Here is a 22059-nt window from a genome sequence, read left to right as displayed (position 1 = left end):
TTTTACACAATGCACTAAAAAATAGCTTAATTTTAAAACGGCAATTATACGCATTCACACCTTTAAACCAAGTTTTATTTATTTTTTGCATTACTTCAGGTCCTCACTAAAGGTATTTTATTTTTGTTAGATGACCACAATTTTGTTCACACACCTCACAAAAACTCAGTATGCTAACTACTCTTGATTAACTGCCATGAGCGATATATGACGACCTCACCCGACCATATCAGCACAGATATGTTAACCCAAGCCATAGACCAAACGATAACCTCTAGACATGCTATTCGTGCATTCTTAAAAGACCGTGAAGTTTCACGCACCACTATTGAAAATATTTTGACGGTGGCCTCTTATGCACCCTCAGGTACAAACACCCAACCATGGAAAGTGTATGTGGTCTCAGGTAAAACCCGTGAGCGTATTGTCAAACGTGTGTGCGAAGCACAAGCCAACATCAATAACAGTAAAGCAGATGCTTCAGAGTACCAAGAAAGTTTTAAATACTACCCTGAACAGTGGGTTTCTCCTTACATTGACCGCCGTAGACAAAACGGTTGGGCACTCTATGGACTACTCAATATTCAGCGTGGTGAAAAAGAAAAAATGGCGGCACAACACATGAGAAACTTTCAGTTTTTTGATGCACCCGTTGGCTTGTTTTTTACTGTAGATCACGTCATGGGCATCGGTGCAAAAATGGACATCGCAATGATGATGCAAAATGTCATGCTTGCCAGTAAAGCACGTGGCTTAGACACGTGCCCACAGGCCGCGTGGAACCACTTTCATCATATTGTATTAGAAGAACTCAATGCACCTGCCAATGAAACTTTGGTGTGTGGCATGGCTTTGGGATATGCAGACCCTGATGCCGTTGTGAACCAACTACAAACCCCACGTGAAAGTGTCGCAACATTTAGCCAATTTTTAGACTAAACTAGGCAAAAAGCACTTTTGTATTTTCATTAAGTCATAGGAATAATGCATTGAACTTTGGATTACGCCGTATTCATCAAATCACTTACAATTCGTCATTAATTTATAATTTTCGAATGGCAATTGCATTTTTAGGTACAGCATTTATTCCATATTTTCTAAACTTTCAATTGGCAACCATTCCTCTGACTTTGGGTGTGGTTGCAGCAGGTTTAAGCGACATAGATGACCGCTTTACCGTGCGGCTCATGAATCAAATCTACACCTACCTTGGTTTTTTTGTTGCGGCCAGTGCCATACAAATACTGTTCCCTTACCCTATTGTTTTTGCCATTAGTTTACTCTTTGCCTGTATTGGTTGGATTTTACTTGGCTCGCTGGGCCGTAGATACGCCACCATTTCATATGGTTGTTTGGTGGTGTCTGTATACAGCATGTTAGGGGTACATTTATTCGAGTCATGGTATATACAGCCACTTTTATTGGTTACAGGGGCGGCATGGTATGGCCTGATTTCAACCATTATTTACTTATTATTTCCTATTCGCCCTGTACAAGACACCTTAGCTGCATGTTATATCGCATTGGGTGATTTTTTGTCTGCAAAAGCCAATGTATTTGATGTAGACATGACCCCACAAAGTTACAAACAAAGTTGGATTACCCTGTCAAAAGAAAATGGTAAACTCATTCAGCTATTTAATGAAATGAAAGTGGCATTACTCACACGCCTCAAAGGTGACCGTGGACGTAAAAGCACACGGCGTAGTCTACAATACTACTTTGTAGCACAAGACATTCATGAACGAGCCGATTCCGCACACATCGACTACCAACGTCTAGCCACACACTTTAAACACAGCGATATTGTCTTTCGTTTCCAACGCTTACTGTCTTTACAAGCAACTGCTTGCCGTAATTTAAGCCAAAACCTGCACAAAAATACCCGCTATACTCACGACAGCCGTTTTAAAGTTATTTTTGAGAATTTATATACATCACTCAATCGTTTGCATCAAGACTACCCCAATGACCCCATTTGGATTAATGCACTCAAGTCTTTGTATAAAAACTTAAAATCTATTGATAGCCAACTGTCTAACTTAGAAACAGAGCAAGCCATTACCACACAAGAGATGCTCAAAGAAAGCCTATTAAAAGACGATGACCTCAAAGGTTGGGCAGACATATTATCTAGAGTTCAACAAAATTTCACACCTGAATCGGTTTTATTTCGCCATGCTATACGGGTTTCTTTAGTCCTTTTTTGTTCTTATTTATTCATTCAAGCCACCAATATTCACTATGGCTTTTGGGTACTACTTACGGCAGTATTTGTTAGCCAACCTAACTTTAATGCCACCAAAAGACGGCTCCGACTTCGTATTATTGGCACTATTTTTGGTGTGATTGTTGGATCAGCCATTTTATACTTTGTACCAAGTACTGAAGGACAACTACTGCTCTTAGTCATCAGTGGTATTTTGTTTTTTGAATTACGTAGCCAACAATATGCTCAAGCTACTGCATTTGTGACCATTTTAGCCCTCATCAACTTTAACCTTGATGGTGGTTTAGGCTATACCGCCGCTTGGCCTCGTATATTAGATACTTTGATTGGCTGTTTTTTTGCATGGCTTGGCGTGTCATTTATTTTTCCAGATTGGAAATTTAGATCTCTTGCCACAAACATTCAAAAAGCATTTAACACACAATGCCAATATTTAGCAGAAGTGATTGAACAATACCATCATGGTAAAAATGACAACTTAGACTATAGAGTCATTCGCCGTGCCGCACACAACAGTGATGCTGAATTGGCATCTGTGATTTCCACATTAGCCACTGAACCTGACTACGACCCACAAAAAAAAGAACTTGCTTTTGATTTATTATGCTTAAACCATACTTTTTTAAGCTATATTGCAGCACTTGGCGCACATCGGGCTCAAATTACAGACCCCGATATGTTACATATGCTCAATCAAGCACTTGATGATGTACAAGGTGCTCTTATACGCGATGAAGTCCCCGATTTAAACGCCAATAATATGCTACAGAACATTCGTGATCGCCTACTCACACTTCAAAATGAAGATGACTTATCTATTATTATTTTACAACAACTGTCACTGATGTTTGGCGTTTTAGACCAACTACGGACATTAAAACAAAACTTGAGCTATGAGCAAGATGAGAGCAACCATTTTGCACCTGTTTAAAAGCCAATAAATTGCTGTAATATACGCACCACCACATCGTTTAATGATACACTTTTTACAGATTAACTCTTTACAACCATTTCACTATGAACACAAAAAACGTATATGCCTATACCTTACAACCTGTAAGTTATGAAGTCTCTGAAGCAGAACAGCGCCAAGCTCAACTCACCATTTGGCGTAGTACCAATAAAATTGGTACTAAAGCATGGGCAATTATGGGTGCCGTGGTTCTGTTAGCCATTTTAGGCATTGTTTTAATTAAAAACTACTCAACAGTATTTTGTTGGGTTGCCATTGCCTGTGTAGCAATTTACATACTTATTCGTAAATTTGCTCTAGAGTGGTATGTCAAACGTAAAATGAATGAAACTCCTGCAGAAGATATTCAAGGGATTCGTTTAGGCGTACAACCTACAGGTCTTGTTATGCGTCAAAAAATGGGGGCACAAGAAGGTGTTGCGTCTATTGCATGGAAAGATATTTATGAATGGTATGACACCACTGAGTTTTTATTACTTAGCTTTAAAGTCAAAGGGCAACAAGGTGCATACATTTTACCAAAACGTATGGACAGCAGAAACTTTCCTTTCACAACCATTCGCAAACACTTAAAACAGTCTGTAGGCGATGCAAAAAAAATATAATCGCCTCAATGAGCCCCTTGGTAAACAGGGGTTCATTTCAACCCTACATGTAAATGATAATAAATATTATCTGTAAAACAATAGCATTTAAAAACAATAATTAGCTATAATCAGGATAACTTTTTTTGGCCACTTTGTCAGTCATCTCACTATGCTTAAAAAGACCTTATTTCAACTCCACTGGTTTCTTGGAATCACAGCTGGGCTCATTTTATCGTTAATGGGTGTTACTGGTGCCATCTACTCGTATGATCAACAAATTTTAAAATGGATCAACGAAGACAGCTACACGGTTCAAGTTCCTACACAGCAAGCAAAACTTACCCCTAGCGAGCTTTATCAAAAATTAATCAGCAAAGATAATAAGCTTGAAATTAATAGCATTACTGTGGTCAATGAAGCAGATGCATCATCTATTGTAAATGTCAAAAAAGAAGGTGAACGTCGTGGTTTTAACCTTATGGTGAACCCTTACGACGCCTCAATATTGCCCGACGTGAAAGGCAGAGAATTTTTCCAGTTTATCCAACAATTACACCGCAACTTAACATTTGGCCCTGTAGGTAAACAAATTACAGCAGCATGTAGCCTCATGTTAATTTACTTTGTACTCAGTGGCTTATACCTCAGATGGCCTAAAAAGCACTCTATTAAACAATGGCTTGCAGTTAAACCAAAACTCAAAGGAAGAAATTTCATTTGGGACTTACACGCCGTTGTTGGAACATGGGTCATTGTATTTTACCTACTTTTTGCAATGACAGGTCTGTACTGGTCTTATGACTGGTGGCGTGATGGCATGTTTAAAGTACTTGGTGTAGAAAAACCTCAACAAATGCAAGCACCTGCAGGTGGACAAAAACCTGAAGGTATGCAAGGTCAAGGGCGTCCGCAAAATGGCGAAAAGTCTGAAGGCATGCAAGGCCAAGGGCGTCCGCAAAATGGTGAAAAATCTGAAGGCATGCAAGGCCAAGGGCGTCCGCAAAATGGTGAAAAATCTGAAGGCATGCAAGCTCAAGGTCGCCCTCAAAATGGCGAAAAGTCTGAAGGCATGCAAGGCAATGGGTTTGAAAAAGGTGCAAATAAAGCCCCCTTATCAACTGAACAAATTGAATCTATACTTTCTCAAACATGGCAAGGCTTTAACCAGCAGTACAAAAATGGGTACTCAAGCATCACGCTCAACATACCTAAAACAAGTAATGGAAAAGTTGAACTCAGTTTTGTTGATGCCGAGATCCAGCATGAAAGAGCTCGCAACAGTGCAAGTTATAACTACACAACACAAAATATAGATAACTTAAAGCTCTATAGTGATAAAAAGCTAAATGACAAAATTATGTCTAGCATGCTCCCCGTGCACAGAGGCAGTTTTTTTGGCCCTGTTTGGCAATTTGTAGCAATGCTTGCATCGTTGGCAATGCCATTATTCTTCATTACAGGTATCATGCTCTACCTTAAACGCAGAAAGCAAAAAAAGCTGACCAAACTTGCAAAAACACAAATCGTACCCGTAGTGACCGACAACAATGCACCAACATGGCTTGTGGTCTATGCATCACAAACTGGAATTTCTGAGCAACTGGCTTGGCGTACCGCATCAAGCCTACAAGAAGCCAAACAAACGACGAATGTCAAATCTATACAACATGTCACCACCGACGACTTAAAAAGCCATGCACAGGTTTTATGGGTTGTAAGTACCTATGGCACAGGGGATGCACCTGATGTTGCTGTATCATTTAGCAAAAAAATCATGAAGCAAACATTAGATTTATCTCATGTTCAATATGCTGTCCTCGCATTAGGTTCAAAAGAATACTTTGAAACCTACTGTAGCTTTGGTCATGAGGTTGATGCTTGGTTAAATAATGCTGGAGCAACGCGCCTATTCAACACCATTGAAGTTGATGATGCCAATATTGAAGATATACAAAAATGGAATCAACAACTGGCAAATGTGACTCATCTAGACTTACATGATATTGATGTTGCTGAAAAAACCTTTGATACTTGGACACTACAACAAAGAAAACTTCTCAATGCAGATAGCCTTGGCCAACCTGCTTACCACATTGAGCTGATACCACAGGCAGACATTACATGGCAAGCTGGTGATATTGCTGTGATTCAACCAATGAATAGCCCAGATCGTATTAGCCAGTTTATAGAGCAGCACAGCTTTGTGAATTTAAACTCTGCTCAAATTGCCAGTTTAAAAAATAAAGACCTCACACATACAACAGGTGATAACACTGATTTTGAAAGCATGCTGGAAACACTAAAACCATTGCCAGCAAGAGAATACTCTATTGCAAGCATTCCAAAGCAACAACAACTGCAACTTGTGGTCCGACTTGCCCAAGATAAAGAGGGTGAATACGGCTTAGGTTCAGGTTGGTTATGTCAACATGCCCCATTAAATGAAAATATTGAGTTACGTATCCGCACCAATGAAGCTTTCCATTTAATTGATGATAACCGCCCTATTCTACTGATCGGAAACGGTACAGGGATTGCAGGTCTTATGAGTCTTTTACAACAACGTGAAGACTTAGGCTATACCGAAAACTGGTTAGTTTGGGGAGAGCGTCAGCGTGCTAAAGACCACTTCTATCAACAACAGTTAGAAGCTTGGCAACATTCAGGCTTATTATCACGACTAGACTTGGTATTTTCACGAGACCAAGAATCATGTAAATATGTACAAGATCAACTCATGCATGCAGCAACAGATGTTAAAGCATGGGTTGAACGTGGTGCTGTCATTTATGTGTGTGGTAGCGTACAAGGTATGGCCAGTGGTGTAGACCAAGCACTCAAAGACATCTTAGGTGAAACTTTATTAGATGAACTCAGAGAACACGACAGATACCGTAGAGATGTTTATTAATCTTACAGTAAATAAAGCCGAGTACATACTCGGCTTTATTCCTTTCAAGTGAAACACATTAAAAAATGAGCTCACTCATCATAAATGCATCTGAATCAACCGATTCAAGTTTTTCATAAAACATTTTGGACCAAGAAAATCTCAATATATAAGAATTACTGATGATTAAAATAAACACTTATCATTTTTTATTATATAAAAATCAAATTATAATATAAGAAATTGTTCAACAGTGACGTAAAAATGAAAAAGCCATTTTATACGCTAGACCATAAAGTTAACATCATTCGACACTTCACACCCAACTGGTTTACTGCAACTATGGGTACAGGCGTAATTTCATTAATTATTTCTGAGCTACCATTATTACACCCTCAGATGTTCACTTTAGGCACAATACTATGGCTGTTTAATATTATCTTATTTATTATATTTTCAGTGCTTTATATGCTCAGATGGATCTTTTTTTACCATGAAGCCAAACTGATTTTAAAACATTCAAGTATGCTGTTTTTTCTAGGTGCGATACCTATGGGGCTCGCAACCATTATTAATGGCACTTTAAAATATGGCATTGCTTTATTGGGTGAACAAGCCATTACACTTGCACACCAATTATGGTGTGTAGATGTAGTGATTGCTGTATTTGTCGCTATTTTTGTGCCTGCAATGATGTTTACCAAACAAAAACATGCCCTAAATACCATGACAGCCATTTGGCTATTACCGGTTGTAACAGCAGAAGTCAGTGCAAGTTCAGGGGGAATTTTACTTGGTTTTATTCAAGACCCTCAAACAGAACTCAGCATTTTGGCCACAAGTTATATGTTATGGGGTATTTCTGTTCTACCCGCTTTTTCTATTTTGACTATTTTGTTTTTAAGAATGGCCTTACACAAACTACCAGAACAACAAATGGCCATTTCAAGCTGTTTAGCTTTAGGCCCTATTGGCACAGGTGCATTGGCTTTACTGCTGCTAGGGAAGCAATCGAGTCATATTTTTGTGTTAAACCATTTAAACACACTGTCAGATACCATTGCAGCAGTGAGTATTTTGGGAGGGCTTATACTCATTGGTTTTGGTTTTTGGTGGCTAGCAATTGCTGTCTTCACCATATACAAACATCTTGGTCGTCAATTTAAATTTAACTTAGGGTGGTGGGGGCTTACATTTCCATTTGGTGTATACACATTGGCTATTTTAGAGCTTGGTACCCAACTTCATTTCAATATGATGGTGTATATAGGATATGGTTTTGCCTACATACTCATTGCTTTATGGGTTTTAGTCTTCTTTAAAACCATCGTAGGTGCGTACAAAGGTACATTATTTTTATCTCCATGTTTAATCTCAGAGTTAAGTCAACAAAACAGTAGTGTGAGTTAAACATTATGCTATTTTCAACATAGACCACACCACTTGGCTGATTAAACCTCATATTAAAAAAGAAAGAGCCTCATCTTAGTTAACGATCAGGCTCTTATTACTAGTCATTTTCTATGCTTGATAAACATCCATCTAACAACAAAGTAAACCCGCTAAATCAATCCTATTTGTATGACCATACAATCAGCCCAATACAATCTACTGTTGTATTGGGCCTTATTTATTTTAACAAGCTTTTACCAATGGCGCAGCTTTGAGCACCCAATAATCAACCTCTAATGTTGCAGGGCCACTAAAGCTTAATACTGGTTTTTCATCTTGTGGAAAGTAACGAGACGTCAATGTACCCAAGCCATCATTTACAAATATTTCAACACTAGAATGATCGATTAAAATTTGTAACTTTTCGACTGTTTGATCCCAATAACGTACTTCATTGACATCACTGCTTAATGACTTACGCGTTAGTGTAATACCTGTTGAATCACAAGTAAGTCTAAGTGTATTTGATATATTTATTTCGAAATCACCCGTATTAGAGATGATCAGTTCTGCGCTTGATACTTCAAAAGTAGGCAGTGTTTCTGCACTACCTATCAGATGTTGATGCTCAGATCGCAGGTCTTCTAGCTCTTTCACAGGCAGTTGATACAACACGCCCTCTTTAATACGTAGCTCACGTGGACAACTCATCATATGAATCCACCCATACGCTAAAGTCGGCTGTGAAAATTCATCCTGATCTGGAACCCCCATCCAACCAATCAACAATCTACGGCCATCTGCTGCCAATGTTGTTTGTGGTGCATAAAACTCATGCCCATGATCAAGCTCTAAAAAAGGACGATGAGGGTAATCACCAGTACTGTAGTCCAATTGCCCCAACACGTATCCACACTGATACATATTTAAATAACGTCGTTCTTCAGCAGTCACACCTTGAGGGCAACTAATTAACACATCCTGACCATCTAATCTAAATAGGTCAGGACATTCCCACATGTAACCAAATGGCCCTGTATCTTTAAGCTCACTACCTGCAATTTCACTTTTTAAAGTCCAATTTTCAAGGTCTGGAGACTCCAATAACAGTACCTTACCCTGTTTTTTTAGATCTTGAGCTGCAAGAACCATATACCACAAGCCATTTTCTTTCCACACTTTAGGGTCACGAATATGTCCTGTATAGCCTTCTAACTGCCCAATCACAGGTTGTTTTTTAAACTCACCATCCTCACCTTGTCGAGCAATACATTGCCAAGCTGTTCTGTCCGCTTCGGTTTCACCAAGCATGACGTTACCTGTATAAACCAATACTAACTGACCATCATCATTAACCGCAGACCCAGAGAAGCAACCATCTATATCAAATTTTTCAGTAGGTAGCAGTGCCACTGGCTCATGTTGCCAATGCACTAAGTCAGCTGAACTCCAATGTCCCCAAAACTTATTACTATGATCACAAGCCAATGGATTCCACTGATAAAATAAATGATACTGACCATTAAACTGAATAAAACCATTTGGGTCATTCAGCAACCCTGCAACAGGAGATAAATGCCATACTGGGCGATATTTATCATTTTCTTGCACTGAATAGTTATTCATTACCGCATGCAGTGTCTTTTTAAGAAGCTGTATTTCTTTCATGATTAACTCTCTTTATCGTACTTAAATAGTAAAGAAATAAAAAATGCAATTCCAAAAGAAATCACCAGACCAATAATTTGATGAATTAAAGAAGATGCTTGGATAATTGCTAAGCCTGGTAAGCCCGTCAGACCCACCCCTGTTGCATATACTTTATTAAATACAACCCATGCTCCCCCTGCTGCACCACCAATCATGCCTGCTACAAATGGTTTAACAAAGCGTAAATTCACACCAAAAACAGCAGCTTCAACCGAGCCGATCATTGCTGAGAATGTTGCAGGAATTGCAATTTTTCGTACTTTTTGATTACGTGTTCTAAACCATACCGCCAAGCATGCACCACCTTGCGCTACATTGGCCATTGACCAAATTGGTAGTAAATAATTCACACCAATTTTAGGATTACTTAGCAGTCCTGCCTCAATTGCATGGAAACTGTTTTGAATACCCGTCATTGCAATGACTGAGTACAAACCACCAAACAACATGCCTGCAAACCAACCAGTATGGTCAATTAAAGTCGTCAGTGAAAATGCAATACCATCACCAAGCATTCGCCCTGCTGGTCCAATCAGAAGTATAGAAACAAAACCAGAGATGATTAAAGTAATCACTGGTACGAAAATAACTTCTACCATTTCTGGCACAATACGTTTTAAGAATTTTTCAAGATAACTCATGAACCAGACGGTCAAAAGGATTGGAAATACCGTTCCCTGATAGCCAATCATCGCCACTTGGAAGCCATATAAATCTAATGTTTGATAATGCCCTAAACTTCCCCAAATATTAGCTAAGCTCGGATGAACAAGCACACCGCCAAGGGTTGCACCAATATACGGGTTACCTCCAAATACTTTGGCAGCATTAAAACCAATAAGTACTGGCAAAATAATAAATGCTGCTGAGCTAAAGATACCTAATAAGATATAAATCGGATGATGTACATCAAGCCAACCATACGTCTTAATTAAACTAAGTAGCCCCATGAGTAGGCCAGAAGCAATAATGGCTGGAATAAGTGGAATAAATATTTGAGACAACGTATTTGCAATACGCTTGAAATAGCCTAGATTTTTATTAGACTGTCGTGAAGCAGACTCTTTGTTCGAAACTTCATTAATTTGCGTATAATTGATAAATTCATCATATACATCATTAATTACACTACTACTAAAAGCAACTTGCACTTGCCCTGATTTACGAAAACTTGCTTTAACGCCTTTAATTTCATCAATTGCATTTAAATCTAGCTGTGTATCATCTTCAAGTACAACCCTTAACCGCGTTGCACAGTGAATTGCTGAGTGAATATTATCCTTACCACCCATAAGTGGGACCAATTGCCGAACAACTGTTTTGACATCCATAATCTTTCACCAAAGGTCATTCATTTATTAATATAGTAAACCCGTTTAATTCTTCATACAGAACAGAAACTCAAAGCAGATTAAGCATTGATTTACCATTGTCAGCGTCAGCAACTTTACTACACTATGAAAATCACTTTTTTTACAAAAATGCTTGAATAGCAATAAAATTTTTAAAACTACACGCTCATTCTGAAATGATTTTTATAATAAATGAATCACCTTTGATATAGTACTCCTCATATGTTTGTTTTTGGAAATTCCAATAGGTTTACTGTCATGTAAATCTATTAAAACTGAGAATTCAACAATAACATGCCTCTCAAAAACCACAAGACAAACACTCAAAAACCCAACAAAATACAAGGTAATTTCGACTCAACACGTCAATCAAAGACACACATCAGACACCAAAAAAGTAAAATTAAGTCATTATTTTTTATAATTTTTTTCAAAAAAACAAAAAACCTAAAACAATAAATCACCATCACTTTAACACAAAGATGTAACACAATATTATGATGCTCTATTTTTAGTTCAACCAAGCCCATTTATTCACACAAAATTAATACACTTTTAAAAAATCCACATCACAGTCCAGACTATTTGACATATTTTCACCACTCAATTTATCGTACAGCATAATCAGAAAACCACTGAGACATAACCATGTCTTGTTTCAGAGCAGTAGCAAAATGCATTAATACACTCTGCTACAACCACTTTCAGCTCATTTATGATTCAATAGGTACGCCATCTTCAACAACAATAGTGTCATCCAATAAAACAGTACACTTACGCAGAGGAATATCCATATGACAAGGTGTTTTTCTACTCCCGCCGACTTCTGTATTTGGCCCTGTAGAGAATAAGAAATTGCCATGAAATGCACGTGCATCCATACACATCCCATCATTTTTGTCATATAAGCCCATAGCCGTCCATTGAGCACGTGGTTGTAAACCCCAGCCAATATGGGAAATACCATATACCTCTGGGTCATCAAAATAGCGCATATAATCACTTAAATATTCCGCTTCAAAGCCCCCATAAATTTTTGTAATAAAGCCTTTGCTGACTTCAAGGGTGATTTTTTCACGCACATACATTTTAAATGGCAACAAAATATCACCAACATCTATGTTTAAAATTCCCTCTGCCTGATTTTCATTCGGCCATGTAAACAAAAAGCCACTCGGCCAATGATCCCATCTCCCAGGCTCGTCAGAAAAACCATATTCTGTCACCGCAGGGTACTGCCCCAGTGGTGCATAAAAATCTGTCCCTGCTTTTGATGTCACATGCATGCTCTTGGCAACTTTTAATTGCTCTTCTGCTTTTTTAACACGTATTTTATCCTCTATCGTTGGCAACATACGCACCAAAACTTCTGGTGGTTCAACAGCAAGGAGGATACGTGTGCCTGTTTTTAATATTTGCTCTTGTTCGGGTGAATGCAACAACATCATCGTATCAACAATCAGATCAGCCGTTTCCAATGCACGTTGTGCAGCAATATTTCCTGTCAATGCAGTGTCACCACAATATGCCGTCATATCATTGCCCATCGCCATCGGGTGATTAAACGCAGGCAACTCTAAAATAAAAACTTTTGCGCCTAAACAGAGCGCAGCATTCATTGCTGCCTTAATGGTACGCTCATTTGAATAATGGCTCTTTAAAATAGCAACTGTTTGATTTTCATTAACCTTAGACAGTCTTAAAACCTCTTGAAACCCCTGACTTAACTCATAATCATTCATTGGCATTTTGATCACTCCACGGCTTAGTTACGTTTTGGTGCAAAAGTAATTTTTTGCTAATTAATAGTGCATAAACTTCAATTTGATTAAAAATTAACAACTTACAACAAGTGAAAACAAAGAAAAATTAAAAAGATATATTTGTAATATAAGGCATTTTTTAAAAAATAAAAGTTTTAATTTTTTTATTTGATTTTTATTTAAAGCGTATAGACTTTATTTTTATTTTAGCGTATTACTAATATAAAGCTTAAAAAGAAAATTTCTTTAGAGGAAAAAACTATGGTTCAAGCAAAAAAAATTGCGGTCATTGGTGCAGGACTTGGTGGAGCAGCGACTGCAAGATTATTACAATGTGCTGGATTTGATGTCGATGTCTACGAACAAGCTAACGAATTTTCACGCATTGGTGCAGGCATTCATGTTGGGCCAAATATCATGAAAATTTTTCGAGAAATGGGCTTAGAAAAAGAACTCACAGCACTGGGGGCAAAACCAAATCAATGGATCAGCAGAGATGGGGCAAATGCAGATATTTTGGCCGCAGCTGACCTCCAAGGCTACGGTGCAACATACATCACAGTACATCGTGGCGACATGCACACCCTGCAATTTGAAAGCCTAGACCCCAAAAAACTACACTATGGCAAACGCCTAGAACATGTTGAACAAAATGCAGAGCATGTCATTCTCTCTTTTAGCGATGGCACAACAGCAACAGCAGACATCGTTATTGGTGCAGATGGAATTAACTCTAAAATCCGCGATATTTTACTGGGTGAAGAAGCACCAACATACAGTGGCTGGGTTGCTCATCGTGCCTTAATTAAAGGTGAAAATCTCAAAAAACTACAAGCAGAGCATGATCTAGACGATTGTGTGAAATGGTGGCATGAAGATCGCCACATGATGGCTTACTACACAACCAGTGAAAAAGATGAATATTATTATGTCACAGGTGTGCCTCACCCACCTTTAGATACACAAGGCCAATCATTTCTACCAAGTAGCCATGAGGAAATGTTTAAAGCATTTGAAGGTTGCCATCCACGTATTCAAGCCATGATTGAAGCCAGTGAAGACATTACCATTTGGCCACTCAATAGCAGAAACCCTCTGCCCATCTGGAGCTCAGGACGCCTCGTCATCGTGGGAGATGCATGCCATCCCATGAAGCCCCATATGGCACAAGGTGCAGGTATGGCCATTGAAGATGGTGCAATGCTCACCCGATGCTTACTAAAAACAGGTCTAGATGACTACAAAACAGCATTTAAATTGTATGAACATAACCGCAAAGAACGTGCAACTCGAGTCCAGACCGTATCCAATGCCAATACTTTTTTGAAACAACCAGAAGATCCTGCTTGGGTATATGGCTATGACTTATACAGCGAAGAAATCTATCCCCTAAACGAACCTAAAAATATTGAGGGAGTAAATGCATGAGTTCAAATTTTCAATATGGTGCAAATGCGTTCGTCAACGGTATTCGCTTACACTACCTACGCTTTGGTGGTAAAGGGCACCCCCTTATACTTATACCAGGGATCACCAGTCCTGCCATTACATGGAACTTTGTTGCCGAGCGTTTAGGTCAACATTTTGATACCTATGTACTTGATGTTCGTGGGCGTGGCTTATCCTCTTCAGGTGCAACACATGATTACAGCACAGATGCCTGCTCTGCCGATATTCATGCATTTGCCAGTACTTTAGGTCTAGCATCTTATCACCTTGTAGGACACTCTATGGGAGCACGCTTCGCGATTCGAAGTGCTGTAATGAACCCTCAAGGGCTTCAAAAGATGGTCTTAATTGACCCGCCTGTCTCTGGGCCAAATCGTCGAGCTTACCCAAGCCAACTGCCATGGTATGTCGACTCTATTGAGCAATCTATTACAGGTATGACGGCTGAAGACATGTTGAAATACTGCCCAACATGGACACTAGAACAGCGACAATTACGTGCTGAATGGCTACATACCTGCTACTTACCTGCCATTATTCAGACTTTTGAAGAATTTCATAGCTATGACATTCATCAATTTGTACCACAGATCCCCGTGCCGACGTTGCTTATGGTTGCTGAAAAAGGGGGCGTCATTTTGCCAGAAGATGAAAAAGAACTGCAACAGCTCAGTTCACAGATTGATGTCGTGAAAGTACCCAATGCAGGCCATATGATTCCTTGGGATAACTATGAAGGCTTTTTTCAAGCATTTAGTGACTTTTTAGGCCCTCAGTTATAGGAAAAAACATGACCTCAATGACATATAAAATTGGTCAAATTGTACCAAGCTCAAATACAACGATGGAAACTGAAATCCCTGCAATGCTTCAAGCTCGGCAGTTGATTCGCCCTGAGCAATTTACCTTTCACTCTAGCCGTATGCGTATGAAACACGTCAAAAAAGAAGAGTTGGCAAGCATGGATGCACAGTCTGGCCGATGTGCTCTAGAACTTTCCGATGCACGCGTTGATGTGCTTGGCTACGCATGCCTCGTTGCCATTATGTCTATGGGATTAAGCTACCACAACACATCTGAACAGCGTTTACATCAGATCACCATCGACAATGATGCAAAAGCACCCGTAATTACCAGTGCAGGAGCTTTAGTCGATGCACTTAAAGTGATGAATGCCAAAAAAATTACCATTGTTACCCCATACATGAAACCGTTAACTGAACTCGTTGTGGATTATATTCGTCATGAAGGTTTTGAAATTATTGACTATATCGCACTCGAAATTCCAGACAATATCCACGTTGCCACCCATGACCCTGCAAAACTGCCCGCGATTGTTGAAACACTCAATTACCAAGATGCTGATGTTATTGTTCTATCCGCATGTGTACAAATGCGATCACTACCATCTATTGCAAAAGTGGAAGCACTCACAGGTAAACCCGTAATTTCAGCCGCCGTGGCTACCACATACAGCATGCTAAAAGCATTAGACCTAGAACCCATTGTACCTGGTGCAGGTGCTTTGCTCTCTGGTGCTTACGCATAGCAAAACCATCACGCAATGTATAGGGGAGCAACATGATGCCAAATCAATCCGCACAAGAAAACTATCAGGGCGTATGGGGAAACCGTATTGGCTATGGGGAAAAACCTGCATTTATCGTCATTGATTTTATGCAAGGTTACACCACGCAAGGTGAACCACTCTATGCAAAGGGCGTGGTTGATGCCGTTAAACAAACGCAGCCCGTACTTGAAGCCGTACGCAACAAAGATATCTTAGTCATTCATACCAATATTCTCTATCAGCATCCAGATCAGCTCGATGGTGGAATATGGGTAAAAAAATCTCCGGTCATGCGTGCAATGACTGAAGGTAATCCCGCTGCAAAGTTTTGTGAGGAAGTTCAACCACGAGAGGGTGAGATTGTTCTTACAAAAAACTATGCAAGTGCTTTTTTTGGCACAAATTTAGCTTCCACCTTACACAGTGCACAAATTGACACTGTCATTCTTGTGGGCTGTTCAACCAGTGGTTGCATACGTGCTACAGCAGTCGATGCCGTACAACATGGTTTTAGAACCATTGTCATTAAAGAATGTGTGGGTGATCGACACCAAGCACCACACGAAGCCAACCTATTTGATATAGATAGCAAATATGGTGATGTCGTTACAGCAGATAGTTTCTATGAATATCTTAATCAATTTTAAAATATTAAAAGCAGATATATCAATGTACTCAGTGTTTCAAACATACATTTCAGCCTATTAAATGATATGGATTTAAAACAGATCTTTAATATTCAGGCCATTTTTGCAAACACGTTAATACCGTATATATGCTTTAAGTCAGAGGAGTAAGTTATGGGGGCGGTAATTTTAGATAAAGATAAAGGTGCTGTTGTCTCAGAACAGTCCAAAGCCACATACACAAAAATCATGTGGAGGCTTATTCCCTTCTTAGGTTTTTGCTATTTGGCAGCCTATTTAGACCGTATTAATGTGGGTATTGCAAAATTACAAATGCTCAGTGATTTACAATTTAGTGAAGCTGCATTTGGTCTAGGTGCAGGTATATTTTTTGTAGGCTACATTATTTTTGAGGTCCCGAGCAATGTGGTACTTCAGAAAATCGGAGCAAAAATCTGGATTGCTCGAATCATGATCACATGGGGCATACTCTCTGGGTTAACCATGTTTGTCACCAATACCACACAGTTTTATATTATTCGCTTTTTACTCGGTGCTGCTGAAGCTGGTTTCTTACCAGGCGTCCTATATTATCTCACCTTATGGTTCCCAACATACTACCGTGGAAAAATCATTGCATTATTTATGATGGGGCTTCCTTTGGCCGTCATTATTGGTAGTCCATTATCTGGTTGGATCATGACATATTTTGACGAGGTGTATGGCCTACATGGTTGGCAATGGTTATTTTTCTTAGAAGCGATCCCAAGTGTTGTTTTAGGTATTCTCACCTTTTGGGCATTACCAAATACTCCAAACCAAGCCAAATGGTTAAGCAATACTGAAAAAACAGATGTTCAAAATAACCTAGATGATGACCTAAAAGGCAACGATAGTGCCCGTGAAAAAACCAGCTTTAAAGATGGATTCTTTAACCTCAAAATTTTCACTCTAGGACTAATCGACTTTTCAATGTTGTTATGTACATATTCTATGGGCTTCTGGTTACCCACTTTTCTTAAAAATGCCGGGGTCAAAAGTACCGTTGAAATTGGCTTCTTAACTGCTATTCCAAGTATTGTTGGTTTAATTGCAATGATACTGATTGGGCGTAGCTCAGACAAATATCGCGAACGTCGCTGGCACATGATTGTCCCTTTCATTTTCGGCTCAATTGCACTATTTCTCATTCCATTCTTTAGTAGCAATGTCATGATGATCATTACTCTATTTTCTATCGCAGCCATTGCAACACTCGGTGCACTTCCTGTCTTCTTTAGCATTCCAGCAACATTTTTATCAGGTACAGCGGCGGCGGTTGCCTTTGCACTTGCCTGTTCTGTCGCCAATATTGCAGGCTTAGTCAGCAACACACTGGTTGGCTGGGCAATTGATGTGACAGGTAAACCTGAAGGTGCATTGTGGGTATTTGCAATCTGCCTATTCTTAAGTTGCTTCCTTGTTCTATCTTTCCCTAAAAAACTTGTAAACAAGTAAATAGTGATCAAAATTAAAGCATTTTTTTTAAAATGCTTTAGTCCAACTCATGCCATATGAAAGGATTTACAGCCATGTTAAATGTAATCACTCAAGACCTAATCACCCAAGATGACTTTAGAAATGCTGTTGCTCACCTCAGTGCGGCGGTCAATGTCGTCACAACAGATGGAGCAGGTGGCTTAGCAGGATTCACTGCTTCAGCCGTTTGTAGTCTCACCGATAATCCTGCCATGCTATTGGTGTGCTTACAGAAAAAATCATCAGCTTACCAAGCAGTTAAGACAAATGGCGTGGTGTGTATTAATACTTTAGGAATAAACAACCTAGAACTGTGTAAAACATTTAGCAGTAAAAAAACCATGCAACATCGTTTCGATGATATCCAATGGCAAACCTCAACCACAGGTTCTCCCGTTCTCCAAGAAGCTGTCGTTTGCTTCGATTGTACTGTTGTTGAGTTTAAAAACGTTGAAACACATGACATTTTGCTTTGTAAAGTCGAAGACATTCAATATGGAAATATCAGCCAACCGGCCCTTGTCTATTACAACCGTAAATTCTGTGAACTAAGCTAAGTTCAACACCGACTGATTAAAATCTAACTTATTGATAAATAGGAATACACATCATGTCTAAAAAGCAAATGAATCTAGCAATGTTTTTATTTCCAGGTTTCCATTTCGGTGCTTGGCGCTTACCCGACGCCATTCCTGAAATTGATTTAGGCATTGAACACTATGTCAATGCGGCCAAACTTGCAGAAGAAGGAAAAATGGATGCGATTTTCTTTGAAGATCAAGCTGCCGTTCCTCGCAGTAATAATATTATGAAAGGCGATACCTATGGCGGTGCTTCACCACGTGCAATTCACTTTGACCCATCTATGTTACTACCTGCTTTAGCACGAGAAACAACACACCTCGGACTCGTTGCCACCGCAACAACTACATTCAATGAGCCATACAATATTGCTCGTCGTTTTTCCTCACTCGATTTTATTAGTAATGGCCGTGCAGGCTGGAACTTAGTCACCTCATTTAATGAAAATGAAGCACAAAACTTTGGTATGGACGTACATATGGATCATGGTGATCGCTATGAACGCGCAGGAGAGTTTTTTGATGTTGTCTCTGGGCTATGGGAAGGTTGGGAAAAAGGCTCATTAACTCGAGATAAAGAAAAAGGCGTTTATTTCGATGTTAGTAAGATGAACTTTTTAAACCATGAAGGGAAATATTTTAAAGTGCGTGGCCCACTCACAATGGATCGTAGCCCCCAAGTTCGACCTGCAATTTTCCAAGCAGGCTCTTCGATTATCGGTCGAACTTTAGCAGCTCGAACAGCAGATGCCATCTTCACACATCAGCCCACCCCAGCCGCATGCAAAAATTTTCGAGATGACGTACGTAATAGAACAGAAGGATTTGGTAGAAATCCAGATCACATTAAAATATTACCAGGAATTATGCCAATTGTTGCAGAAACCGACGAAGAGGCTCAAGCACTACATGCTCGTATGAAAGAACTCATTCCTGAAGATTTAGCCATTGGCTGGATGATGCAAAACTCTGGTGGACTCGACGTACGTGATTATGATTTAAATGGCCCATTGCCAGAAATGCCAAAAACCAATGCTGGTACAACCATGCAAAATCTCATGGCTGAATATGCCAGTAAAGAAAATAAATCCATTTTAGAAACTGCACGCCACTTTGCAGAGTCTACAGGTCAACCCGTTATTGTCGGCTCACCAACAACGATTGCAGATATTATGCAAGAATGGTTTGAGAGCGGTGCATGTGATGGTTTCTTAGTGTCTCCGCCCTATTTTCCAACAGGTGTTGAAAAGTTTGTCCGTTTAGTGATACCAGAGCTACAACGCCGTGGCTTGTTCCGTGAGGACTACATAGGTTCACATTTACGCGATCACTTAGGTGTTGCTAATTACCAATAATTAAGCTACCCAAATTCCAGTTTATATCGTGAATCATATAAACTGGAATAGCCTTCCTCATCAAAATTAACATCACTTCTAAATATCAAAACACTCAAAAAATCTTTTCAAAATTTCCACATTTTTCAAATCTATACAGCCATACCGCACACCAAAATATCTATAGCCTTATTCATCAATCTCTGACAAAATGATCATCGCTTAAACATACGACATAGATGTCTATCAACACCACTTAAGCTGTATACAGCATACACCTCTAGGCTGATATAATAGAATCGTACTCATAAATACAACCGAGACACAATCCACTTTAGGACTTTTTCTACTTCTGTTTAAAACTCAGATTAAATGGGCATTTACAAAACTTAGAATCGTCCCAATGACTAGGAAACTTAACTTTTGAATCAAAACACATATGTACTCGATCAACAAGTAGGGTATCTGCTTCGTAAGGCCTACCAAAGACACCTCGCAATTTTTCAGCAAAACATTGGCTCACCACAATTAACTTCTGTACAGTTCACTGTATTATATACCGTCAACTTGCTTGGGCACTGCTCGCAAAAAGAACTCGTTGAAAGTACGGCAATTGATCAGGCTACCATTCGAGGTATTGTCGAACGACTCATTAAACGTGAATTACTTCTACAAAGCCAAGATGCCATTGACAAACGCAAAGTAAAAATCCACATCACCGAATTAGGGAAAATAACGCTGGCTGAGGCTACAGAAAAGGCTCAACTGATTTCTAGCAAGACTTTAGAGATTTTGAATCCTGCTGAACAACTCGCGTTATTATACTTACTCAAAAAACTCTCTGAATAGTCTAATACCCTAGCCTGAGTACCGCACCTACCTATATAAAAATCTAAGGCCATTACCGATGCACCTTCAACAACGCTGTGCTGTGCTCACACTAAGCTTATGTGCATTTACCATGATTCTCATTGAGTTTTCACCCATTAGTTTACTGAGTAATATTGCACAGCAATTGCATGTACCTACAACAACCATAGGCCATACCGTTTCTGTATATGCCATTATTGGGGCAACATGCGGCCTATTAACACCATTTTTATTTAAAACATTTGAGCGTAAACCATTAATTTTTTATACATTTACCCTGCTACTGATTTCAAACACATTTACCATATACTCAAAAAACAGTATTGATTTTTTTATATACCGTGCATTATGTGCCATGAGTCATGGTATCTTTTGGGCACTTGTTACAGACTATGCGATGAAAATTGTGAGTGAGAAACATCGCACACTCACCTCCTCCATCATCTTTAGCAGTATTCCTTTAGCCACCATCATAGGTATCCCTATCCTCAACTACATCGGTCAACAGTTCAGTTGGGGATCTGCATTCTTCTTAGTGAGCATACTTATTATATGTTGCATGGTCTGTATTTTTATTTTCTTACCACATAGACATCATAAAGAAATTCATTTTTCAACACCATCATCAGCACCCAATACACAAAAATTTACATGGCTACTTATCAGCATCACAGCAATGCTTGCTACAGCACAATTTTGTGCCTACACCTATATTGAGCCATATATCCGTTCACTTGACTTTTTTTCTCAACGCCATTTAACAGTGCTTTTACTACTTTTTGGTTTATCAGGACTTATAGGAAATATACTTACAATGTATTTTATGAGTCGCTATATAAAGCAACTAACACTCATATTCTTGGCAATATTTTCAATCGCTATGTTCTTTATATACTCCTTAGGTACACATATCTCATTTTATAGTTGTGCATTATTACTATGTTTTTGGGGAATTTCAGCATCAATATTATTCACAACCATACAAACATGGGTGATTATTGCATCAAAACAACACTCAACAACAATGGCTGCATTCAACTCTGCCGTATTAAACTATGCCATTGCCTTTGGTGCTGGATTGGGTGCATTTGTATTATCTCACCTTGGGCTCATGAGTATTTTTATCTTCTCTGCCTGCATTTTACTTTATGCAACCATACAACTGAGTCTGATGACTATTAAATAGCAAAGACAAAAACCACACATAGATGCGA

General features: G+C 39.1%; 17 protein-coding genes. 14 read left to right on the top strand and 3 right to left on the bottom strand.

Going from position 1 to position 22059, the window contains the following annotated elements; all coding sequences use genetic code 11:
- Positions 1-207 precede the first annotated feature (207 nt).
- The 5 genes from I2F31_RS10160 to I2F31_RS10140 all read left to right on the top strand — a co-directional run bounded on the left by I2F31_RS10160 (position 208) and on the right by I2F31_RS10140 (position 8090).
- Entirely contained in the window at positions 208-939 is a 732-nt protein-coding gene (locus tag I2F31_RS10160; protein ID WP_195769226.1) for a nitroreductase, read from the top strand.
- 50 nt (positions 940-989) lie between these two features.
- Complete coding sequence (gene yccS / locus I2F31_RS10155) at positions 990-3161, top strand: YccS family putative transporter (RefSeq protein WP_195769225.1); 2172 nt, start codon at positions 990-992, stop codon at positions 3159-3161.
- An 86-nt stretch (positions 3162-3247) separates the two neighbouring features.
- On the top strand, positions 3248-3808 hold the full coding sequence (locus I2F31_RS10150) for a YcxB family protein (protein WP_195769224.1): 561 nt from the start codon (positions 3248-3250) through the stop codon (positions 3806-3808).
- Positions 3809-3959: 151 nt separating this feature from the next.
- On the top strand, positions 3960-6701 hold the full coding sequence (locus I2F31_RS10145; protein ID WP_195773849.1) for a PepSY domain-containing protein: 2742 nt from the start codon (positions 3960-3962) through the stop codon (positions 6699-6701).
- Positions 6702-6944: 243 nt separating this feature from the next.
- A complete protein-coding gene (locus I2F31_RS10140; RefSeq protein WP_195769222.1) occupies positions 6945-8090 on the top strand; it encodes a TDT family transporter in 1146 nt (381 codons plus the stop codon).
- 225 nt (positions 8091-8315) lie between these two features.
- Here the strand turns inward: I2F31_RS10140 and I2F31_RS10135 are convergent, their stop codons facing one another.
- From I2F31_RS10135 to I2F31_RS10125, 3 genes are all read right to left on the bottom strand, one after another.
- The gene (locus I2F31_RS10135; protein ID WP_195769221.1) at positions 8316-9740 is read right to left on the bottom strand and encodes a glycoside hydrolase family 32 protein; all 1425 of its coding nucleotides are present in this window, start codon (positions 9738-9740) and stop codon (positions 8316-8318) included.
- Between the two features lie 2 nt (positions 9741-9742).
- A complete protein-coding gene (locus I2F31_RS10130; RefSeq protein ID WP_195769220.1) occupies positions 9743-11113 on the bottom strand; it encodes a PTS transporter subunit EIIC in 1371 nt (456 codons plus the stop codon).
- Between the two features lie 734 nt (positions 11114-11847).
- Positions 11848-12882 carry a 2,5-dihydroxypyridine 5,6-dioxygenase gene (locus I2F31_RS10125; RefSeq protein ID WP_195769219.1) on the bottom strand — a complete coding sequence of 345 codons (1035 nt, stop codon included), beginning with the start codon at positions 12880-12882 and terminating at the stop codon, positions 11848-11850.
- A gap of 276 nt (positions 12883-13158) precedes the next feature.
- Between I2F31_RS10125 and I2F31_RS10120 the strand changes: the two genes are divergently transcribed.
- The 9 genes from I2F31_RS10120 to I2F31_RS10080 all read left to right on the top strand — a co-directional run bounded on the left by I2F31_RS10120 (position 13159) and on the right by I2F31_RS10080 (position 22031).
- Positions 13159-14325 (top strand): FAD-dependent oxidoreductase, encoded by a 1167-nt coding sequence (locus I2F31_RS10120; protein WP_195769218.1) that lies wholly within the window; start codon positions 13159-13161, stop codon positions 14323-14325.
- A complete protein-coding gene (locus I2F31_RS10115) occupies positions 14322-15128 on the top strand; it encodes an alpha/beta fold hydrolase (RefSeq protein ID WP_195769217.1) in 807 nt (268 codons plus the stop codon). The genes I2F31_RS10120 and I2F31_RS10115 overlap by 4 nt, the downstream gene beginning before the upstream one ends.
- A gap of 8 nt (positions 15129-15136) precedes the next feature.
- A complete protein-coding gene (locus tag I2F31_RS10110) occupies positions 15137-15895 on the top strand; it encodes a maleate cis-trans isomerase family protein (protein WP_323127576.1) in 759 nt (252 codons plus the stop codon).
- Between the two features lie 35 nt (positions 15896-15930).
- The gene (locus I2F31_RS10105) at positions 15931-16563 is read left to right on the top strand and encodes an N-carbamoylsarcosine amidohydrolase (RefSeq protein WP_228285926.1); all 633 of its coding nucleotides are present in this window, start codon (positions 15931-15933) and stop codon (positions 16561-16563) included.
- Positions 16564-16716: 153 nt separating this feature from the next.
- The gene (locus I2F31_RS10100; protein WP_195769215.1) at positions 16717-18039 is read left to right on the top strand and encodes an MFS transporter; all 1323 of its coding nucleotides are present in this window, start codon (positions 16717-16719) and stop codon (positions 18037-18039) included.
- A gap of 74 nt (positions 18040-18113) precedes the next feature.
- Positions 18114-18617 carry a flavin reductase gene (locus I2F31_RS10095; protein WP_213014863.1) on the top strand — a complete coding sequence of 168 codons (504 nt, stop codon included), beginning with the start codon at positions 18114-18116 and terminating at the stop codon, positions 18615-18617.
- 53 nt (positions 18618-18670) lie between these two features.
- The gene (locus I2F31_RS10090) at positions 18671-19996 is read left to right on the top strand and encodes an LLM class flavin-dependent oxidoreductase (RefSeq protein WP_195773848.1); all 1326 of its coding nucleotides are present in this window, start codon (positions 18671-18673) and stop codon (positions 19994-19996) included.
- Between the two features lie 402 nt (positions 19997-20398).
- Entirely contained in the window at positions 20399-20824 is a 426-nt protein-coding gene (locus I2F31_RS10085; protein ID WP_195769212.1) for a MarR family winged helix-turn-helix transcriptional regulator, read from the top strand.
- 58 nt (positions 20825-20882) lie between these two features.
- Positions 20883-22031, top strand: a complete 1149-nt coding sequence (locus I2F31_RS10080) for an MFS transporter (protein ID WP_195769211.1) — start codon at positions 20883-20885, stop codon at positions 22029-22031.
- The last annotated feature ends 28 nt before the right edge of the window (positions 22032-22059 follow it).

It is taken from the genome of Acinetobacter rathckeae (assembly GCF_015627125.1).
Taxonomy (GTDB): domain Bacteria; phylum Pseudomonadota; class Gammaproteobacteria; order Pseudomonadales; family Moraxellaceae; genus Acinetobacter; species Acinetobacter rathckeae.
The sequence above is the reverse complement of the archived record's forward strand: the minus strand, read 5'-3'. Positions and strand labels throughout refer to the sequence as shown.